Raw genomic sequence first — 19,926 nt, 5'->3', positions numbered from 1 at the left:
CTGGCGTTGATTTTTGGCACGCTGTTGAGTTCTCAAGGAACGGACGCTTCCTTCGTACTCACCCTCTCGGGCTTTCCTCCGGGCGCTTCCCTTCGATGTTTCCAACACTATCAGTGTTTTCCCTGCTCCCTGACCACCGTCCTGCGAACACGCAGAAGTTGACCCCGGGATAGGATCTGACAAGTTGAATTTGCTGCGGGACGGTGACGTGAGATCACGTCGTCCAGCCCCAGGCAGGTCCCCGACTGTACATGGGGCCGCGGAGCAGGCGCAAATCAATAAGAAGAAGTGGTCTAGACCTCCAACCGGTCCTCTCGTGCGGAACCGGTACTACCTATGACATACGCTGCATCTCAGTGCACCGTCCGAGACCGACAGTGACGGGCCCCTATCGATCTCCACCCCTGGAGGCTTCCCATGACCACCGTGACATCCCCGCTCGTAGGACGGGCGATCGGACTCGACTCTGTGCCCGATCCCGTCTTCTCCGGGGCCATGGTCGGCCCGGGTATGGCGATCGACCCCATACGGGAGCCCTCCACGGCTGTATCCCCCGTCGACGGTGTCGTCGTCTCTCTGCACCCGCACGCGTTCGTCGTGGTCGACGGGAACGGTCACGGCGTACTCACCCATCTCGGCATCGACACCGTGCAGCTCAACGGTGACGGCTTCGAACTGCTCGTCAACAAGGGTGACACCGTGACCCGCGGTCAGGGTGTCGTGCGCTGGGACCCTGCCGCAGTCGAGGCCTCCGGCAAGTCCCCGGTGTGCCCGGTCGTGGCCTTGGACGCCACGGTGGAGGCGCTCTCCGAACTGCGCGACGAGGGCGAGGTCAAAGCCGGCGACTCCCTCTTCCTCTGGAAGTGACGCCGGTGCCGTCGCCCGACGGCAAGCAGGGCAACCCACACAGCGGCGGACACCGCCGCACTACCGGAGACAGGTGAGATGGAGACAACGCTGCGAGGCGTCGGTGTAAGCCATGGTGTGGCGATCGGCGAGGTTCGGCACATGGGAACAGCGGTCCTCGAGCCGCCGGCCAGGCAGATACCGGCTGAGGAGGCGGAGCGTGAACAGGGGCGCGCCCGTAAGGCCGTGGAGGCGGTGGCGGCCGATCTGACGGCGCGCGGCACCCTGGCGGGCGGCGAAGCCCAGGCGGTACTCGAGGCCCAGGCCATGATGGCCCAGGACCCCGAGCTGATGACGGACGTGGAACGTCGTATCGCCGAGAGCAGCACCGCCGAGCGTGCGGTGTACGACGCGTTCGCCGCGTACCGCGAACTGCTGGCCGCTGCCGGTGAGTATCTGGCGGGCCGCGTGGCAGACCTCGACGACGTACGGAACCGCATCGTCGCCCGGCTGCTCGGAGTTCCGATGCCGGGTGTCCCGGACAGCGACGAGCCCTATGTCCTCGTGGCCCGTGATCTCGCACCGGCGGACACGGCGCTGCTGGACCCGACCCTGGTGCTCGGTTTCGTGACCGAGGAGGGAGGGCCCACCAGTCACAGCGCGATCCTGGCTCGGGCGCTCGGTGTGCCGGCCGTGGTGGCCCTGCCCGGTGCCGGTGAGCTCGCCGAAGGAACACTGATCGCCATCGACGGCAGCACCGGTGAGATCTTCGTGAACCCGAGCGAGGAGAAGAAGGCGCAGCTCGAGGCCGCAGCGGCCGAGCGGCGGGCGGCGCTGAGCACGTCGACCGGGCCCGGTACGACCGCCGACGGTCACACCGTGCCGTTGCTGGCGAACATCGGCGGTCCGGCGGATGTACCGGCCGCGGTCGAGGCAGGCGCGGAGGGTGTCGGTCTCTTCCGTACCGAGTTCCTCTTCCTGGACGACAGCAAGAACGCTCCCTCCGAGGAGAAGCAGGTCGCGGCCTACCGTCAGGTGCTCGAGGCGTTCCCCGAGGGCCGCGTGGTCGTACGGGTGCTGGACGCGGGCGCGGACAAGCCGCTGGACTTCCTCACCCCGGCGGACGAGCCGAACCCGGCACTGGGCGTGCGCGGTCTCCGGTCACTGCTCGACCACCCCGAGGTACTGCGTACCCAACTGTCGGCGCTGGTCAAGGCCTCGGAAGGGCTGTCCGTCCACCTTGAGGTGATGGCCCCGATGGTGGCGGACCGGGCCGACGCCAAGGCCTTCGCCGACGCGTGCCGTGAGGCGGGTCTGCACGCGAAGTTCGGTGCGATGGTCGAGATTCCGTCGGCCGCACTGCGGGCGCGCTCGATCCTGCAGGAGGTGGAGTTCCTGTCGCTGGGGACGAACGACCTCGCGCAGTACACGTTCGCCGCGGACCGTCAGGTGGGTTCGGTGTCCCGGCTGCAGGATCCGTGGCAGCCCGCGCTGCTCGACCTGGTGGCGCTGTCGGCGGAGGCCGCGAAGGCCGAGGGCAAGAGTTGTGGTGTCTGCGGTGAGGCCGCGTCCGACCCGTTGCTCGCTTCGGTGCTGACCGGTCTGGGTGTCACCTCCCTCTCCATGGGTGCGGCGTCCATTCCCTATGTGCGGGCGGCGCTGGCCAAGTTCACTCTGGCGCAGTGCGAGCGGGCCGCGGCGGCGGCCCGTGCGACGGACAGTGCCGAGGAGGCCCGCAGGGCCGCTCAGGCGGTGCTGTCGGGCGAGTAGCAGGGCAGGCAGGACACCGGCGGTGGGCGGGCTGACGATTGCCGCCGCCGTTCCCGGAGGGGCGCTCCACTCGAGGGGCGCCCCTTCTTGGTTGCCGCTCCCCGTTTCCGTCTCCGTTCTGCGTTCCCCTTTCCGTTCGGGGTTCAGTGGTGGTGGGCCGGGCTCGGGTCCTCCCCGAGGTCGGGCGGCTCGCAGTAGTCGACGTTGGACTCGGGCGGAATGAGATCTCCCGATTCGACGTCGGTGCAGTAGGCGTCGAAGACCTCCCCGGCGGTGAGGGGCTCGAGACCGTGGGAGCGCAACCGCCAGCCGTGGATGCGGTCGGGGGTGTCCGGGGCGGTGGTCCGCATGACGAGCCCGCCGGGACTGTCGGTGGCGAGGCCTACGGCCAGCACCGTGGTGAACTCGAGGATCTCGGCGTCGTCCAGTTCCAGGCGTCCGCCGTTGTCGTCGGCGTGGAGGACGGCAATCAGGGTCTCGGGTGGTCCGGAGACGCTGCAGACGAGGTGCCGGCTCCCGGGGCCTGCCGTGTCGAGGATGCGGACGATCAGCCGGGAGGCGCGGGCGAAGGCCTCGCGGCCCAGGTCCTCGCCGCACGAGGGGCAGGCGCCGAGACGGGCGAGGAGCATGGTTGCGTACTCCCAGGTCGCCCGGCGGACGCCCTCGTCGACGAGGGCGGGCAGGAGGTCGGTCAGCGGCTGCCCCTCATAGGGGACGGTGGCTCCGGTGGCCGCGAGTTCGGCCGTGAAGCGGGTGCGGCCGGCGTGGCTGTCCGGGTCGAGGCCGCGTTGTGCGCAGAACTCCGCGTACTCCTCGGGGTCGAAGAGGGCCAGTGTGGTGTGGCTGCCCTGCAGGGCACGTGTCTTGAGGACGGCCTCCACGTGTTCGAGATATGTGCCGTGGTCGTCGAAGGCGAAGCTTCGATAGTGCCGCATGGCGCGGAAGTCGTGCTCGTCGGTCAGCAGCCCGATGGTGCCCGCGATCTCACGGCGCAGAACGCGTCGCATGGTTCGGTGGTCGGTGTACGTCATGTCTCCCCCTGCACAGTCGATCAATGCTCACTCACAGTAATCGGGGGCACTGACAACGGCGTCCTGGTCGGGCGGCTGCGGACCGGGCAGGGTGAGGTCAGGCGCGTTTGCGGGCCAGGTCCTCGTAGAACGTGAGCAGATCCAGATTGTCGACGGAGCCGGCGTTGACCGCCTTCTCCAGCGGTGTGCCCTGGAGAAGGCGCTTGACCGGGACCTCGATGCGTTTGCCGGTCAGGGTGTGCGGGACGCCCGGCACCTCAATGATCTCGTCGGGGACGTGGCGTGGGGACAGTTCCTCTCGGATGGTCCGCCGGATGCGTCCCTTCAGCCCCTCGTCGAGCACGACACCCGGTGTCAGGTGGACGAACAGGGGCATCCAGTAGCCGCCGTCGGGCTGTTCGATGCCGATGACGAGGGATTCCTTGATCTCAGGAAGGCGCTCGACGGCCTCGTAGATGTCCGCCGACCCCATGCGGACGCCCTGGCGGTTGAGCGTGGAGTCGGAGCGGCCGTGAATGACGACGGAGCCCCGGGAGGTGAGGGTGATCCAGTCGCCGTGCCGCCAGACGCCGGGGTAGGTGTCGAAGTAGCTGTCGTGGTAGCGGCTGCCGTCGGGGTCGTTCCAGAAGTGGATCGGCATGGACGGCATGGGATTGGTGACCACGAGCTCGCCGACCTCGTCGGTCAAGGGTCTGCCGCTCGGGTCCCAGGACTGCAGGTCCGTGCCGAGGCAGGGTGCCTGCAGCTCGCCGACATGGACGGGGAGAGTGGGTACGGCGCCGGCGAAGCAGGAACACACGTCCGTACCGCCGCTGACGGAGGCGATCCACAGGTCGTCGCGCACCTCGTCGTGCAGCCAGCGGAAGCCGTCGGGCGGCAGAGGGGAGCCGGTGGTGGCGACGCACTGCACCGCTGAGAGGTCGAAGTCGCGCGAGGGGTGCACGTCCGCCTTGCGACAGGCCATGACGTATGCGGCGGAGGTGCCGTAGAGGGTGGCGCCGGTGCGTTCGGCGATCCGCCACTGGGCGCCTGTGTCCGGGTAGCCGGGGCTGCCGTCGTACAGGACGATCGTCGTTCCGGTGAGCAGGCCGGAGACAAGGAAGTTCCACATCATCCAGCCGGTCGACGTGTACCAGAAGAAGCGGTCCTCCGGGCCCAGGTCGCAGTGGAGTCCGAGCTGCTTGAGATGTTCGACCAGAATGCCGCCCTGGGACTGGACGATCGCCTTCGGCAGTCCGGTGGTGCCGGAGGAGTAGAGCACCCACAGGGGGTGTTCGAAGGGCACCTGCTCGAAGACCGGTTCGGTGTCCGCGGAGGTGAGGGCCTGCCAGTCGAGTGCCCCGTCCGGGGCATCGGTGCCGAGCAGGGGGATGTGCACGACGGCGCGCAGGGTGGGCAATTCACGGCGTAGTTCGACGACGGTGTCGCGGCGGTCGTGCTCCTTGCCGCCGTAGCGGTAGCCGTCGACGGTGAACAGGACGACCGGTTCGACCTGCTGGAAGCGGTCGAGCACACTGCGGGCACCGAAGTCGGGCGCGCAGGAGGTCCACACGCCGCCCACTGCCGCGGTGGCCAGGAAGGCGACGACGGCCTGCGGGACGTTGGGCAGGTAGCCGCTGACGCGGTCGCCGGGGCGTACGCCGAGGGCGCGCAGTTCGGCTGCCAGGGAGCCGACCTGGCGGCGCAGCTCGGCCCAGGTGACAGGCCTCGGGTCGTGGGTCTCGTCGACGTGCAGGAGCGCCGGCTCGTCCGCGCGGGTCGCGGCGGCGCGCAGGGCGTGCTCGGCGTAGTTGAGGGTGCCACCGGGGAACCACTGGGCGCCGGGCATCGAACGGTCGCCCAGCACGCGCGTGTAGGGGGTCGAGAAGCGGACGTCGAACCACTCCGTGACGGCCTTCCAGAAGGCTTCCGGCTCGTCCACGGACCAGCGGTGCAGCTCCGCGTAGCCGCCCTCGGCGGGGGCGCCGTGGTGCTCAGCCGCCCACGCGTGGAACGTGGTGATCCGGGCACGGGCGATGCGTTCCGGATCTGGCTGCCAGAGCGGCTGGGGGTTCACGGTCGACATGGGCGGCTCCCGGACTGTGCGCGTCGTGTGCGTCCTGCGCGCACGGGCTGGGGTGTGCGCGTGACGCGGCTGACAGGGACGATGCCACGTGATCGTCTTCCGTACCAGGGCGCAGCCCACATGGTCCCGGTCGTGAAGATGTGGTCCGATCATGGGTGAACGGCAGTTGAACGACACACGTGCGAGGTGCGGGCAGTGGCAGGGTGAGCACCATGGACGGTCGTGACCTGGTGCGTTCGATGAGATCGGTCGGCTCGGTGGGGACGGCTCAGGCTGTGCGTACCGTACGGGCAGCGTGGCGCAGGCGGCGGGCCGATGCCACCGGGCTGCCACCGCGCGGAGCGGAGCGCGCGCGCACTCCCGGGCCGGTACGGGGGGCGGAACCCGGGCCCGGGGGCGGTGTCGTCCGGTTCGGCCGTTCCGAGCTGCGCATCCACGTCGCCGTGAACGGGGCCGTCTTCTGGGGCTGGGACGGGGCGGCTCCGGAGCCGTCGTACGCGCTGGCCGGGCACTGTCCCGACCCGGATCCGCGGGCGGTGCTGGAGCCGGACACCAACGGCGGCTGGCGGGTGGTCGCCGAGCGGGTGACGGTCGCCGTCTCGTGGCACGGCGCGGTGGAGGTGCTCACTCCGGGGGGCGTGGTGTTGCGCCGGGAGCTGCCGCCGCGGTGGTGGGAGCCGGTGGCGGGGGGCCCGGCGCGCTGGATGCAGCGGTCCGAGGTGCGTGCCGACGCCCGGTTCTTCGGGCTCGGGGAGCGGGCCTCCGGGCCGAGACTGCGGGACGGCACCTACCGGCTGTGGAACACGGGCCCCGGTCGCGGTTCCGGGCCCGGCGACGATCCGCTTCCCTTCACGATGCCGGTACAACTGGTGGTGGCCGACGCGGGTACACATCTCGCGTTCCACGACTGTTCGTGGGACGGCACCGTCACGCTGCGGGAAGGCGCGGAGGGCGCCGGCTCCGGGCACGACCGGGTGGGGACCAGCGAGCTGCGGATGGACGGGGGCCCGCTGCGCTGCTGGGTGATGGTGGGTACTCCCGCACGGGTGCTGCTCGCCTGGGCGTCACTGACCGGTGCGCCCGCGCTGCCGCCCGCCTGGGCCCTCGGCCATCATCACATGCGGTGGGGCGACGGCGGTGAGCGGGAAGTGCGGCGGGTCGTCGCCGGTCATCAGGAGCACGGGCTGCCGCTCGACGCCGTCCACCTCGGTAGCGGCCATCACGACGCCCACCAGGGGTTCACCGTGGACCAGGAGCGGTTCCCCAAGCTGCCGGTTCTCGCCGACGAGTTGCGACGGGACGGGGTCCGGCTGGTGTCGGTCGTCGGTCCGGCGGTTCCTGCCGGGGACGGCCACGCCGTGTACGACGCGGGGGCGGACCGGGACGCGTTCGTACGGGACGCCTCAGGAGATGTCGTCCAGGGTGTGTCCTGGTCCGGGGACGTGGTCTTCCCCGACTTCACCCGCCCGCGCGTGCGTGCGTGGTGGGGCGGTCTGTACGCGGAGCGGCTGGAGCAGGGGTTCGCGGGCTTCTGGCACGACATGAACGAGCCGACGTCGTTCACCGCGTTCGGGGAACCGACGCTCCCCCGTTCAGCCCGTCATGCCCTGGACGGGCGGGACGGCGATCATCGTGAGGCGCACAACGTGTACGCGTTGTGCATGGCCAGGGCGGCCCACGAGGGGTTGCGGGCGCTGCTGCCCGAGGAGCGGCCGTTCCTGTTCTCACGCTCGGGGTGGGCCGGCATGCAGCGCTACGGCGGGGTCTTGCCTGGGGAAGTGGCCGCGGGCTGGCCCGGGCTGCGGGCGTCGTTGGCCCTGGTGCTGGGGCTCGGGCTGTGCGGTGTCCCGTACGCGGGGCCGGACGTCGGCGGCGCCGGCGGGAATCCGTCTCCCGAGTTGTACCTGCGGTGGCTCCAGCTGGGCGCCCATCTGCCGCTGCTGCGCACCCGCGCGGGGGCGGGGCACAGGGAGCCGTGGGAATTCGGTGCCGAGGTGCTGGCGCACGCGCGCGCGGCTCTCGTCGAACGCCGGCGGCTGCAACCGTACCTCGTGACTCTGGCGCACCTGGCCCGACGGACCGGTGCTCCCTGTGTGCGGCCGCTGTGGTGGTCGGCGCCGGAGGAGCGTGCGCTGCGCGACTGCGAGGACGCCTTCCTTCTGGGCGACAGCCTGCTGGTGGCGCCGGTGCTGGTTGCGGGCGCGGAACGGCGTACGGTGCGGCTGCCCGGCGGGCGCTGGTACGAGACGGCGACAGGCCGGGTGTTCGACGGACCTGCCCGGATAGTGGTCGACGCGCCCCTGGACCGCATCCCGGTGTTCGCCCGCGCGGGCGCCGTCATTCCCGTGTACGGGGAGGACGGCGGGCTGGAACTGGAGGTGTGGGCGCCCGCCGGAGCGCGGGTCGGCGGCGGGACGGTCGTCGCGGACGCCGGCGACGGCGGGGAGGAGCCGGGCATTGAGCGGTACACCGTCCGCTGGGCGGGGTCCCGGATCGTTGTCGAGTGGGAGGGCGAGCACGGCACCGGCGCTCTGCCCCACCCGGTGCGTGTCCGCGGGCTCGGACCGGACTGAGCGCGGACGGGACGGAAAGAGCCCTGCCCCGCCCGTGCCCCTGCGGCCGGGCTTGAGCCGTGGGATCAGATGTACCGGCCCTCGAACCAGGCCCGTACGGCGCGCGTGTGCAGCGGGAAAACGAGTTCCTCCGCGCGGCGCAGCAGGTGCCAACCCTCCGTCTCGTCCGTGGCGTCCGACGGCGGCAGCCCTTCCGCGGGGCGTTCCGGGAGCAGCCCGAACAGCAGTAGGTGTCCGCCGGGCGAGCTCATGGCCTCGGCGAGCCGTACGTCCCGGCTCGCCGCGTCGATGCCGGTCTCCTCCCGGAGTTCGCGGACGACGGCCTGGCGCCAGTCCTCCCGGTCGTCGATGTAACCGCCGGGCAGGGCCGTGCCTCCGCGCGCGGGGGCGATGGTCCGGGTGATGACGACCAGGGCGGTGCCCTTCGGGTCGTACACGGGCTGGAGGGCGACCGCGACCGGCAGCGGATTGCGGTAGGCGGTGGTGCCGCATGCCGGGCAGGTGCGGGGCCGGCCGGAGACGCCCTCGCCGAAGGGCGTGCCGCAGCTCGAGCAGTGGGAGTCCGGCACGGCATCGGGGCCGGGGGTTTGGGTTCTGGGCACGCGCGGACTGTAACCGATCGGGGCGGGGGCGTCTCCGGGGGGCCGTTCAGCGGTGGCCGGCGAGTGATCTCCGGGACACCGGGAAGTCGAAGTAGGTGTCCGGATGGGCCTCCGGTTTGAAGGTGTAGTGCCACCATTCCTCGGCCAGGTTCACGAAGCCGAGGTCCTCCAGGGTGCTTTTGAGGAGCGACCGGTTGGCCCGCTGTTCACCCCGTATGCGGGGGTCAAGGGTGTGGCTGAGGGTGTCGAAGCAGTCGTAGCCGGTGCCCATGTCGACGGAGTTGTCGGGGAACCGCTCGTCCTGGTCCGCGAAGCAGGGTGTGAGAGGTTCTCCGGGCCGGTAGGGGCGGGTCGGCGTGGCGGGGAGCCGTACGACGGTGAGGTCCACGGTCGAGCCGCGGCTGTGGCCGGACTTCTCGGCGATGTAACCGTCGGCGAACAGTCGGGATTTGTCGACATTCGGGTAGAACTCGGCCTTCATCGCCTGGTCGTCGGGGTCTTTGGCCCAGCGTACGAAGTGGTCCACGGCGCGTTGGGGCCGGTAGCAGTCGTACACCTTGAGGGAGTAACCGCGGGGCAGCAGCTTCCGCTGGGCCTCGTGGAGGGCTCGGGCCGCGGGGCGGGCGAGGATGCACAGCGGCTCCCGGTAGCCGTCGATGCGCTCGCCCACGAAGTTGTGCGGGGTGGAGTAGCGGACCTCCTGGATGATCGTCGGATCCACGCTGCTCAGCGCCACGAAGTCCTTCGGGGCCCTGGGCTCCGGCGTCGCCGGGGCGGATGCTGCGGGGACGGTCGCGGCGGTCGTCGCCGTCAGCGCGGCGAGTGCGGTGACCAGAGCGCGTACCGCGGCGGAGAGTTGTGTCATGTCTCCTGCATCTATCAGGAGACGGGTTCACCGGGGAAGCGCCCTGACCTTGTCCGCTCACTCGTGGCACATTCATGACGGGCCGTCAGGAATACTGGAGGAGGGTGACGGAGGTGTGCGCACCGGGCCGTGTGACGGATCACCGGCAGGTCGCCGTCCGTCCCGCCTCGCTGAAGAATGCGGCGAAGCCCTGGACGGGCGAGCCGGGTACCGGGCCGGGCGGGCACGGACGGACACGAGCGGACACGAGGTCCGCCGGTACCGGGAGGACGCCGATACCGGCGGGGGAAGTCCGGCCGGATCGTCTCGGGTTCAGGTGGTGACGGCCTGGCGGCGCTGCGCTGCCTGCGCCATGGCGTGCTGGACGACCCCGACGAGGATCGCCTTGACCGACTCCCGGTCCCGGGCGTCGCCCATCAGGAGCGGTACGTCCGGGTCGAGATCGAGGGCCCGGCGGATGTCATCGGCCGAATAACGCGCGGCCCCCTCGAAGCAGTTGACGCCGACGAGGAACGGTATGGAGCGCCGCTCGAAGTAGTCGATGGCCGCGAAGCAGTCCTCCAGCCGTCGGGTGTCCGCGAGGACGACGGCACCGAGGGCCCCCTCGGCCAGTTCGTCCCACATGAACCAGAACCGCTCCTGGCCGGGCGTGCCGAAGAGGTACAGCACCAGGTCCTCGCGGAGCGTGATGCGGCCGAAGTCCATGGCCACCGTGGTGGTGTTCTTGGCCTCCACCCCGTTGAGGTCGTCGACCGGGCGCCCCGCCTCGGTGAGCAGTTCCTCGGTGCGCAGCGGCCTGATCTCGCTGACCGCGCCGACGAGCGTGGTCTTGCCCACGCCGAAGCCGCCGGCCACCAGGATCTTGAGCGTGACGGGCTCGATCGGGGGCTTCCCGCGCTCAGAACGCCCGAAGATCATCGCACTTTTCTCCTGCTCGGTGGTGGTCGAACGGTGGACCGTAGCCGCCACCGCCGGGGGTCTCGATGACCAGCACGTCGCCGGGGCGGACGTCCGCCGAGTCGCTGCCGTCCAGCGCGGTGACGGTGCCGTCCGCGCGGTCGATCCGGTTGGCGCCGGGCGCGCCGGGCGCGCCGCCCGCCATACCGTACGGGGGGACCCTGCGGTGCTGGGACAGCGTGGAGACGGTCATGGGCTCCAGGAACCGGATCCGGCGGACCGCGCCGTCCCCGCCCCGCCACCGGCCGGCCCCGCCGCTGTTCGCGCGCACGGCGAACTCGTCGATGCGGACGGGCAGGCGCCACTCCAGGACCTCGGGGTCGGTGAGGCGCGAGTTGGTCATGTGGGTCTGTACGACGGACACGCCGGGAAAGCCCTCTCCCGCGCCCGAGCCGGAGGCGACGGTCTCGTAGTACTGATGGCGGGCGTTGCCGAAGGTGACGTTGTTCATGGTGCCGGAGCCCTCGGCCTGGATGCCGAGCGCCGCGTAGAGGGCGCCGGTGATGCTCTGGGAGGTCTCCACATTGCCCGCGACGACGGCGGCCGGCGGCCGGGGCGCCAGCATGGAGCCGGGCGGCACGATGATCCGCAGCGGCCGCAGGCAGCCGTCGTTGAGCGGGATGTCGTCGGCCACCAGGGTGCGGAAGACGTACAGGACGGCCGCGTTGACGACCGAGAAGGGGGCGTTGAAGTTGGTGGGCAACTGCGGTGCGGTGCCCGTGAAGTCGACGGTGGCGGAGCGGTCCGCGCGGTCCACGCGTACGCGCACGCGGATGACGGCCCCGGAGTCGGTCTCATAGGCGTACTCGCCGTCGTCGAGGGCGTCGATGACGCGACGCACCGATTCCTCGGCATTGTCCTGGACGTGCCGCATGTACGCCTGGACCACGTCGAGACCGAAGTTCCTGATCATCCGGCCGACCTCGTCGACGCCCTTCTGGTTGGCGGCGATCTGGGCACGCAGGTCGGCGAGGTTGGTCTGCGGGTTGCGGGAGGGGTATCGCGCGTCGGTCAGGAGGCGGCGGGTCTCCTCCTCGCGGAACCGTCCGCTCTCGGTGAGCAGCCAGTTGTCGAAGAGGATGCCTTCCTCGTCGATGGTGCGACTGTCTGCGGGCATGGAACCCGGGGCGATGCCGCCGATCTCGGCGTGATGGCCGCGTGAGGCGACGTAGAAGAGAACACTTCGGTCACCCTGTGCGGTGTCGGCGGACCCGGTGCCGAAGACCGGGGTGATCACGGTGACGTCGGGGAGATGGGTACCGCCGTGGTAGGGGTCGTTCACGGCGTAGGCGTCACCCGGGCGCATGGTGGAGCCGCGCCGCCGGATGACCTCCTTGACGCCGATGCCCATCGAGCCCAGGTGGACGGGGATGTGAGGGGCGTTGGCCACCAGGTTTCCGTCCGGGTCGAAGAGGGCGCAGGAGAAGTCCAGTCGCTCCTTGATGTTGACGGACTGGGCGGTGGACTCGAGGCGGGCGCCCATCTGTTCGGCGATGGACATGAAGAGGTTGTTGAAGATCTCGAGCAGAACCGGGTCGGCCTCCGGGTCGGCCTCCGGGCGGGATTCCCGGTCGCGTTCGGTTCCGGAACCGGAACCCTGCGTCACCGCGACGCGTTCCATGACCAGATGCCCGTCATCGTTCGGAGCGGCCCGCCAGCCTTCGTCGACGACGGTCGTGGAGCCGGCCTCGGTGATGATCGCCGGTCCGGTGACCGTCCTGCCGGGGGGAAGGTCCTCGCGGTGGTGGAGGGGGACGTCGCTCCAGGTGCCGCCGGTGTGGAGGCGGACGGGGCGCGGGGCGGACGGGCGGCCTTCGTACGGGGCGAGGGCGGAGAGATCAGGGGGTTCGGTGATGCCGGTGGCTTCGACGGAGAGGGCTTCCACGACGATCGGGCGCTCGAGCGTGAAGGAGTACGTGGCGCGATGACGTTCTTCGAAGGCGCGGCGCATGGTGGTGGGATCGGTCAGTTCGACGGTGAGGGCGGTGTCGGTGCCGTCGTAGCGGAGCTGTGCCCGGCGGGTGACCCCGATCCGGTCCTCGGGGACGTCCTCGGCGAGGAGTTCGGCGCGGGCCGCCGCTTCCAGGTCGTCGGCGATCCGGTGGATGCCGGGCATCGCGGCGGGTTCCAGGGGTGCTTCGGCGGAGCGTTCACGCATGGCCTTGGTGTCGGCGAGGCCCATACCGAGTGCGGAGAGGACGCCCGCCATGGGCGGCACGAGGACGGTGCGAATGCCGAGGGAGTCGGCGACCATGCACGCGTGCTGTCCGCCCGCGCCACCGAAGGTGGTGAGGGCGTAGCGGGTGACGTCGTGGCCCTTCTGGACGGAGATCCGCTTCACCGCGGCGGCGATGTTGGCGACGGCGATCCGCAGGTAGCCCTCGGCGACCTGCTCCGGGGTGCGGTCGTCGCCGGTCTGTTCGCGGATCTCGCGTGCGAGATCCGCGAAGCGGTCGCGGACGAGCCCCGCGTCGAGGGGCTGGTCACCGTTGGGGCCGAACACCGCCGGGAAGTGGGCGGGCTGGATGCGTCCGAGCATGACGTTGGCGTCGGTGACGGCGAGCGGTCCGCCGGCCCGGTAGCAGGCGGGGCCGGGGGCGGCGCCCGCCGAGTCCGGGCCCACGCGGTAGCGGGAGCCGTCGAAGTGGAGGACCGAGCCGCCGCCGGCGGCGACGGTGTGGATGTCCAGCATGGGCGCGCGCAGCCGTACGCCGGAGATCTGTGTGGTGAAGACGCGTTCGTAGTCCCCCGCGAAGTGGGACACGTCGGTGGAGGTGCCGCCCATGTCGAAGCCGATGACCTGGTCGAAGCCGGCGAGTTGCGACATACGGGCCATCCCGACGATGCCGCCGGCCGGCCCGGACAGGACGGCGTCCTTGCCACGGAACTGCGCGGCTTCGGCGAGGCCGCCGTTGGACTGCATGAACATCAGCCGTACGCCGTCGAGGGCATCGGCCACCTGCCGGACGTAGCGGCGCAGTACGGGCGAGAGGTAGGCGTCGACGACGGCCGTGTCGCCGCGCGGAACGAGCCGCATCAGCGGGCTGACCTCGCTGGACAGCGAGATCTGCGGGAAGCCGATGCGGGCGGCGAGTTCCCCGACCGCCTGTTCGTGGGCGGGGTGGAGGTGACTGTGCATGCAGACCACGGCAACGGCCCGGATGCCGTCGTCGTGAGCCCGGCGCAGCGGCCCGGCGAGGGCGTCCAGGTCGGGGGTGCGCAGGACGGTGCCGTCGGCGGCGATGCGTTCGTCCACTTCGACGACCCGTTCGTACAGCAGCTCGGGCAGTTCGATGCGGCGGGCGAAGATGGCGGGGCGGTTCTGGTGGGCGATGCGCAGGGCGTCGCGGAAGCCGCGGGTGATGACCAGGAGAGTGCGTTCGCCGGTGCGCTCCAGGAGGGCGTTGGTGGCGACCGTGGTTCCCATGCGTACGGACTCGACGGGATCGCGGGAGCCGGCCAGCAGTTCGCGGACACCCGCGACCGCCGCGTCGGCTGCGGGTTCCACCCCGCCGGGAGGACGACCGGGCCGGTCGAGGGCCGGGTTGTCCGACAACAGTTTGCGTGTGAGGAGCCGTCCGTCGGGCCGACGGGCGACGATGTCGGTGAAGGTGCCGCCCCGGTCGACCCAGAACTGCCAGCCTGTCATGTCAGTACCCCGCTTCCGCGCCGCTCACAGTGCCCGGAGGCCGTTGATCACGTCGCGCAGAATACTCTCGTCCGGCAGTTCGGCAGGGGGAACGGGCCGGTTCACGTGGACGGATTCGAGGTCGACGAGATCGCCGACGAGGACGCGTACCACTCCGATCGGCAGGTCGAGTTCCGCCGCGAGTTCGGCGACCGTCTGCGGAGTGTCACGGCACAGTTCGACGATGTCCACGTGTTCCGGGGAGAGTGTGGGGTCCGTCTCCGGATCGTCCGCGTCGGGTTCGGTGACGACCACCGCGATCAGGTCGAGGCGGTGCTGGGCCGCACTCGACGTGCGGCCCCGCGTCATGGCATACGGACGGACGACCGGTCCGGCCTCGTCGTCGAACCAGTGGCTTCTTCCCTCACCGTCAGCATTCATGTCATCCCACTACCCGCCCGGGGGCGGATCGGTACGCGGTTCGGTTCCCAGATGCGGACCCACCCGCTTCACGAGGAGGGTCATCTCGTAGGCGACCTGTCCGACATCCGAGTCGGCGTCGGCGAGAACGGCGAGGCAACTGCCGTCCCCGGCAGCCGTGACGAACAGGAACGCCTCGTCGAGTTCGACGATGGTCTGGCGGACGCTGCCTGCCTCGAAGTGACGGCCCACCCCCTTGGCGAGGCTGTGGAACCCGGAGGCGACGGCGGCCAGATGCTCGCTGTCCTCGCGGGTCAGCTCCTGGGAGGACCCCGTGGCGAGGCCGTCGCCGGAGAGCACGACGGCCTTTCGGATACTCGCGACGCGGGCCACCAGGTCGTCGAGGAGCCAGTTGAGCTCCCCCTTGCCGCCGTCGGCGTGGCCGGTCGTGTGCGGTGCGGTCATCGACCGTCCCCCTTAGTCATTCCTGGTCGTTCCTTGTGGTGCTGCCCCGCCGGGGGCGTCGTCGCCGCCCACGGCGTTCTCCTCGCGGCCCCGCTGCCAGCCGCGCTGGAGCGAGGCCATGCGGCTGCGTACTTCCTCCGCGTCCCGTTCGACGGGCTGGGATCTCTCCTCGTTCCGTCGTGGCACGCTCCGTTTGAGCTGAGGGGCGAGGCTGGCCTGCCGTACGCGTCGGGGCAGCGATGCGGTGTCGGCCGGGCCTGCGCCCGTGTCCTGCGGGGCGCTGCCGGAGCCCGGCTCGGCCCCCGGGTTCGCCGCGGAGTGTTCCTGGCGGGCGTCCGGCGCGCTCGGGGGGTGTCCGGAGCCGCCCGGAGGGTCACCGGCGGCCGGGGCGGGTGGGCCATCCTCCCGGGCGGAGCCGTGGGGCGCCTGCGCCGCGGGCCGGTCGTCGGCGCGTGCGCCGATCCGGGGACGGGAGGCCGCGCCCCGCCGACGGGCGGGCAGTGGTGGCGGTTTCCCCTCGCCGGGTGGTCCCGGGTCCCGGTCCGGGGAGGGTTGCCCACCGCGGCGGCGGGTCGGCAGCACGGGCACCGGTTCCTGTTCCGGGCGGGCGGACGACGTACCGATGTCCTGGTCCGGCCGCTCCCGGCGGACGTGTTCGTCGCCGACAGGACGTCCGTGCGAGCTGACCAGCTTGGGCGTTCCCCTGCGGGGTGGCGGGGCCGGGGCACCCGCCTGGCCGTGCATGTCCAGATCCGGTCCGTCATCGTTGGCCTTTCCGATGCCGGTGGCCTGTGGGTGGGGCTCGCGGCGGCGGCCCGGCCGCTCGTCCTTGGCACGGGACGGGGAGCGCCGGTGACCGAACAGGCCGCCGTGCTCGTCGTCCTCGTCCCCCGGCGCGCCCGGATAGTCGTCGAGGGCGTCCAGGTCGACAGGGGCCTCGAGTTCGACCGGACCGTTCAGGAGCGAGGCGGGCAGTCCGGGCAGTTGGACGGGCACCTGGGAGAGCGCGAGACGGCGGCTGTCCTCCGGTTCCCTGTCCTTGGCGCGCCGGGGCCGGTCGAGGCGGAAGCCGACGCCGTTGGTGTCCGGGACATCGTCGGTGAGGAGCACGTCCGGGATGAAGACGACCGCGGTGGTGCCGCCGTAGGGAGACGGCTGCAGGGAGACCCGGACGTTCTGCCGCTGTGCGAGACGGCTGACCACGAACAGTCCGAGCCGGTCGGTGTCGGAGAGTTCGAACTCCGGTGTCTCGGCGAGCCGCAGGTTGGCGTCGAGCAGCGCCTCGGCGGCCATGCCGAGACCTCGGTCGTGGATCTCCAGGGTGAAGCCGTTGGCGACGCGCTCCCCCAGGACCTGGACGGCGGTGTGCGGCGGGGAGAACACCGTGGCGTTCTCCAGGAGTTCGGCCACCAGGTGGGTCAGGTCGGCGACGGCGGGGCCGGTGACGGCGACCCGCGACAGTCGGCGGACCTCGATGCGCTCGTAGTCCTCGACCTCGGCGACGGCCGCGCGCACCACATCCATGAGCTGAACGGGTTTGCGCCACTGCCGGGAGGGCGCGGCGCCGGAGAGGATCACCAGACCCTCGGCGTGCCTGCGCATGCGGGTGGTGAGGTGGTCGAGGCGGAACAGGTCGGCGAGTTCCTCGGTGTCGTCGGCCCTGCGCTCCATGGTGTCCAGCAGGGTGAGCTGTTTGTGCAGCAGGACCTGACTACGACGGGCGAGGTTGACGAAGACCTCCGAGACCCCGGAGCGCAGTTCGGACTGTTTGACGGCCGCCTCCACGGCGGCGCGCTGCAGGGTGTTGAGGGCCTGGCCGACCTCGCCGATCTCGTTCCTGTCGTACTCCAGGCGCGGGACCTCGGTCTCGACGTCCACCTGCTCACCCGCCGAGAGGCGGCGCATCACGCTGGGCAGTCGCACACCGGACGCCTCGTGGGCCTCCAGGCGCAGCTGCCGCAGGTCACGGATGAGGCCGCGGCCTACACGCACGGACAGGACGAGGGAGACGAGGAGGGCGATCAGTCCGAGGACGCCGACGACGACGGCCTGGGTGATAACGCCCATGGCGACCGGGTGGACGCGGTCCTGATAGCGGTCGGTGGCCTGGTCGTTGAGGGTGCCGAGTTCTTCGAGCACATGGCCGGCGGCGGTGTCCCAGCTCTTCGCGGTGATCCCGTGGGGTGGTCCGATGCCGGAGGAGACGGCCGCCTCCTCGGCGACGCGCAGCGGAGCGGACGCCGCGTTCTTCCAGAAGTTCTCGTAGCGGTCCCGGTCCGCAGCGGGCAACTGCGGCAGGCCGACGGCGTACAGCAGCGTGCGCTGGGCCATGAGGTCGGAGATGTCGCGTACCTCTGCGCGGGACAGCGTGCCGACGATGAGGGCCGAGCTGAGCAGGGCATCCTCACGGGCGAGGAGTTCACGGGCGCGGCTGAGATTGAGGAGGACGCGGCCCTGCTGGTCCATCTCCACGTTGTCGATGCCGTCGAGGGAGGTCAGGAGGACGTAGCAGGAGTCCACGAGAAGGTTGTACTGGTTGAGGGCCTCGACGCGGCTCATCGTGCCCTGCTCGACGCTGCCGCGTAGGGAGTCGATGCCGTCGAACGCGTCCAGGACAGCGGTGAGCCGGTCCTCGCCGCCCGTGCTCAGCCCGTTGCGGACGTCGGGGTTGTCCGCGTTCTTGCGGACCTTGGCGATGGCGCCGTCGGTGGCCGTGCGAGTGGTGCGGAGTGCGGAGAGCGTGTCCGAGGCCCGCGGATCGGCTAGATGGACGAGGGTCTGGCGGCGTTCCTGCTGGAGGACGCGGACGGTTTCCTCGATCGGGTAGCCGATGTCCTCGACCGCGGCGGAGACCCGAAACAGCTGAGTGACCGACCGTCCCGTGAATACCGTGGCGAAGCCCCAGATCGCCGTCAGGGACACCAGCGGCACGAGAAGCAGCGCCACGATCTTCCGGCGGATGGACTTCCCGCGAAAGCGCATGGACTCCCCCAGCTCGACCCCCACCGGCAGGGGGTACGCATGTACGTCACCAAACGGCGTGAGCCTACTACTGGCTCACAGGTAACTCGAAGACTCTTCCGGAGGCAGAACTTCCGCATGAGCCCGGGAGGATGAGGAGTTGTCTGCTTATTGGGGGAGATTGCTTCCCCGAAACCGGTGGCGGCCTGGAAGCCCGTTCCGGCGGGCGCACGCGGGCATTTGGCCAAAATTTTTCGCCGACAGGGAATCTTCATGACCCGCTGCTCGTCCTTCTATACAGGAAATGGGGGCGGAATCGGCCCCAGGAGCCGCACCCTGCACCCGGGTGGTGTAAAGCAGCGCAAGCCGGGCAGCCGCAGGAAAATCGGGTCTTCGGACAGGGGTGAGCGGTCCGCCGACGGTGGGGAGCGACACGGTGATGGGCACGGCACAGCGGCAGGGGACGTCCGGGAAGGACGTGGCCGCACAGGGCACGGCACGGCGGGACACCGCTGCGCGGGATCGCGACATTCGGAGTGAGCGGGAACCCGCTCAGGGGCGGCCCTACTACCGGCCGTTGTGGATAGAGGAGTCGGCGAAGCGGCGCAGGCTGCCCGATCCGGTGCGGACGGCAGCCGTGCGGGCGGTGCTCATCATCTCGGTGACGCTGATACAGGCCATGGTGGCGTTCCTGTGCTCCTTGGCCGGGTCGTGGCTGGCATTCCCCATGGTGCTCAGCAGCGTCGCCAGCACCGTGGTCGCCACCTGGGCCGCGCTCGACGTCTGGGTGACGCGCCAGGTGTGGAACCAGCGCAACGGCGTGGTGTCGGCACCGAGCAGCACCGCCCGGTCCCTGCGGCGCGAGCGGCGCAGGGCACGACGGCAGGCCCAGGCCGCGAAGCGGGCCCAGAGGCGCATACACCGACAGGGCAGGAGGGGGCAGTTGTCGCACCCTTGAAGGAGCCGAGGTCGTCGAGCGGGCGAGCACTGACCTGTGGACATGAAAGTGGCGGGCCCGGAGGCCCGCCACTTCGCCGACTTGTGCCGGTCAGGCCTTGGCGTACTCCCAGCCGCCGCAGCTGTACGGGGTGCCACTGGATGTGTCCTGGAGACAGGCGCGGATCTGCAGAGTGGTGCCCTCCGCGAAGGACAGGTTCCATTTCCCGACGGTGGCATAGCCGCCACCGTGGTAGTAGGAGTGGGTGGCCGAGCTGGAGTTGTAGCGCCATTGGGCGGCGACGCCATGGCCGTCGCTCTTCATGTCGAGGGCGGAGAGGATCTCGCCGTCCGCGGCGAACTCGGTCTTCGCGCTCGGCGAGGTAATGGAGTTGTAGGCGCTGTAGACGGAGCCGGCGGCATGTGCCGGGGCGGTACCCAGGGCGAGCGCCGAAGCGGAGGCCGCAGCTATCCCGAGGACAGTCGTCAGACGACGGTAAGGCGTGCGCAAGGCGGAGTTCCTCTCTTCGGACAACCGATCGTTTCTGAACTTACTGCAGAGAAAAGCGAGTTGGCAGCCGAATATCTCCGTGCCCGGCGGTGCGGCAGGAAACGGGAAGGTCGTTGGACCGTTACAGGTCATCTCACCGTGCGATCGGCTCACCCGGCAGGCGAGCCGACCACGTCCGCCTGCGACTGTGGCCGGCGGTACGGGTATCCGGCTCCAGCGCCGCTACGAAACGCAAGAGCGAGCACGTTCTCCCTGTCACGAGCACCGCCTGCACCCACGCCGCGGAGCCGCATATC

14 protein-coding genes are annotated in these 19,926 nt (G+C 70.5%); 4 read left to right on the top strand and 10 right to left on the bottom strand.

What is annotated here, in order from left to right; genetic code table 11:
* The first annotated feature begins 417 nt into the window (after positions 1–417).
* Positions 418–867 carry a PTS glucose transporter subunit IIA gene (locus ACFYQA_RS19425; protein ID WP_388919013.1) on the top strand — a complete coding sequence of 150 codons (450 nt, stop codon included), beginning with the start codon at positions 418–420 and terminating at the stop codon, positions 865–867.
* 78 nt (positions 868–945) lie between these two features.
* The gene (gene ptsP / locus ACFYQA_RS19420; RefSeq protein WP_388919010.1) at positions 946–2,616 is read left to right on the top strand and encodes a phosphoenolpyruvate--protein phosphotransferase; all 1,671 of its coding nucleotides are present in this window, start codon (positions 946–948) and stop codon (positions 2,614–2,616) included.
* Positions 2,617–2,759: 143 nt separating this feature from the next.
* Here ptsP and ACFYQA_RS19415 read toward each other — a convergent pair whose 3' ends face one another.
* Both ACFYQA_RS19415 and ACFYQA_RS19410 read right to left on the bottom strand, forming a co-directional pair.
* Complete coding sequence (locus ACFYQA_RS19415) at positions 2,760–3,647, bottom strand: hypothetical protein (RefSeq protein ID WP_388919007.1); 888 nt, start codon at positions 3,645–3,647, stop codon at positions 2,760–2,762.
* Between the two features lie 97 nt (positions 3,648–3,744).
* Positions 3,745–5,712, bottom strand: a complete 1,968-nt coding sequence (locus tag ACFYQA_RS19410) for an acetoacetate--CoA ligase (protein WP_388919004.1) — start codon at positions 5,710–5,712, stop codon at positions 3,745–3,747.
* A gap of 212 nt (positions 5,713–5,924) precedes the next feature.
* Between ACFYQA_RS19410 and ACFYQA_RS19405 the strand changes: the two genes are divergently transcribed.
* On the top strand, positions 5,925–8,285 hold the full coding sequence (locus tag ACFYQA_RS19405) for a glycoside hydrolase family 31 protein (RefSeq protein ID WP_388919001.1): 2,361 nt from the start codon (positions 5,925–5,927) through the stop codon (positions 8,283–8,285).
* Positions 8,286–8,350: 65 nt separating this feature from the next.
* Here ACFYQA_RS19405 and ACFYQA_RS19400 read toward each other — a convergent pair whose 3' ends face one another.
* From ACFYQA_RS19400 to ACFYQA_RS19370, 7 genes are all read right to left on the bottom strand, one after another.
* Positions 8,351–8,887 carry an NUDIX domain-containing protein gene (locus tag ACFYQA_RS19400; RefSeq protein WP_388918999.1) on the bottom strand — a complete coding sequence of 179 codons (537 nt, stop codon included), beginning with the start codon at positions 8,885–8,887 and terminating at the stop codon, positions 8,351–8,353.
* A 46-nt stretch (positions 8,888–8,933) separates the two neighbouring features.
* Positions 8,934–9,752, bottom strand: coding sequence for a M15 family metallopeptidase (locus tag ACFYQA_RS19395; protein WP_388918996.1), 819 nt, complete (start codon positions 9,750–9,752; stop codon positions 8,934–8,936).
* A gap of 312 nt (positions 9,753–10,064) precedes the next feature.
* The gene (locus tag ACFYQA_RS19390; protein WP_388918993.1) at positions 10,065–10,670 is read right to left on the bottom strand and encodes an ATP/GTP-binding protein; all 606 of its coding nucleotides are present in this window, start codon (positions 10,668–10,670) and stop codon (positions 10,065–10,067) included.
* Positions 10,651–14,358, bottom strand: coding sequence for a hydantoinase B/oxoprolinase family protein (locus tag ACFYQA_RS19385; protein ID WP_388918990.1), 3,708 nt, complete (start codon positions 14,356–14,358; stop codon positions 10,651–10,653). Before ACFYQA_RS19385 ends, ACFYQA_RS19390 begins: the two co-directional genes overlap by 20 nt.
* A 24-nt stretch (positions 14,359–14,382) precedes the next feature.
* Positions 14,383–14,778 (bottom strand): DUF742 domain-containing protein, encoded by a 396-nt coding sequence (locus tag ACFYQA_RS19380; RefSeq protein ID WP_388918987.1) that lies wholly within the window; start codon positions 14,776–14,778, stop codon positions 14,383–14,385.
* A 9-nt stretch (positions 14,779–14,787) separates the two neighbouring features.
* Complete coding sequence (locus ACFYQA_RS19375; RefSeq protein ID WP_388918984.1) at positions 14,788–15,222, bottom strand: roadblock/LC7 domain-containing protein; 435 nt, start codon at positions 15,220–15,222, stop codon at positions 14,788–14,790.
* Between the two features lie 12 nt (positions 15,223–15,234).
* The gene (locus tag ACFYQA_RS19370) at positions 15,235–18,204 is read right to left on the bottom strand and encodes a nitrate- and nitrite sensing domain-containing protein (RefSeq protein WP_388919037.1); all 2,970 of its coding nucleotides are present in this window, start codon (positions 18,202–18,204) and stop codon (positions 15,235–15,237) included.
* A 418-nt stretch (positions 18,205–18,622) separates the two neighbouring features.
* Here ACFYQA_RS19370 and ACFYQA_RS19365 point away from each other — a divergent pair, with 418 nt between their 5' ends.
* The gene (locus ACFYQA_RS19365; RefSeq protein WP_388918981.1) at positions 18,623–19,141 is read left to right on the top strand and encodes a hypothetical protein; all 519 of its coding nucleotides are present in this window, start codon (positions 18,623–18,625) and stop codon (positions 19,139–19,141) included.
* A 90-nt stretch (positions 19,142–19,231) separates the two neighbouring features.
* Here ACFYQA_RS19365 and ACFYQA_RS19360 read toward each other — a convergent pair whose 3' ends face one another.
* On the bottom strand, positions 19,232–19,630 hold the full coding sequence (locus ACFYQA_RS19360; protein WP_388918978.1) for a hypothetical protein: 399 nt from the start codon (positions 19,628–19,630) through the stop codon (positions 19,232–19,234).
* Positions 19,631–19,926 lie beyond the last annotated feature (296 nt).

The organism is Streptomyces sp. NPDC005774, from assembly GCF_042871645.1.
GTDB lineage: Bacteria > Actinomycetota > Actinomycetes > Streptomycetales > Streptomycetaceae > Streptomyces > Streptomyces pratens.
Note: the sequence above shows the minus strand (reverse complement) of the source record. Positions and strands in the feature narration are given on the sequence as shown.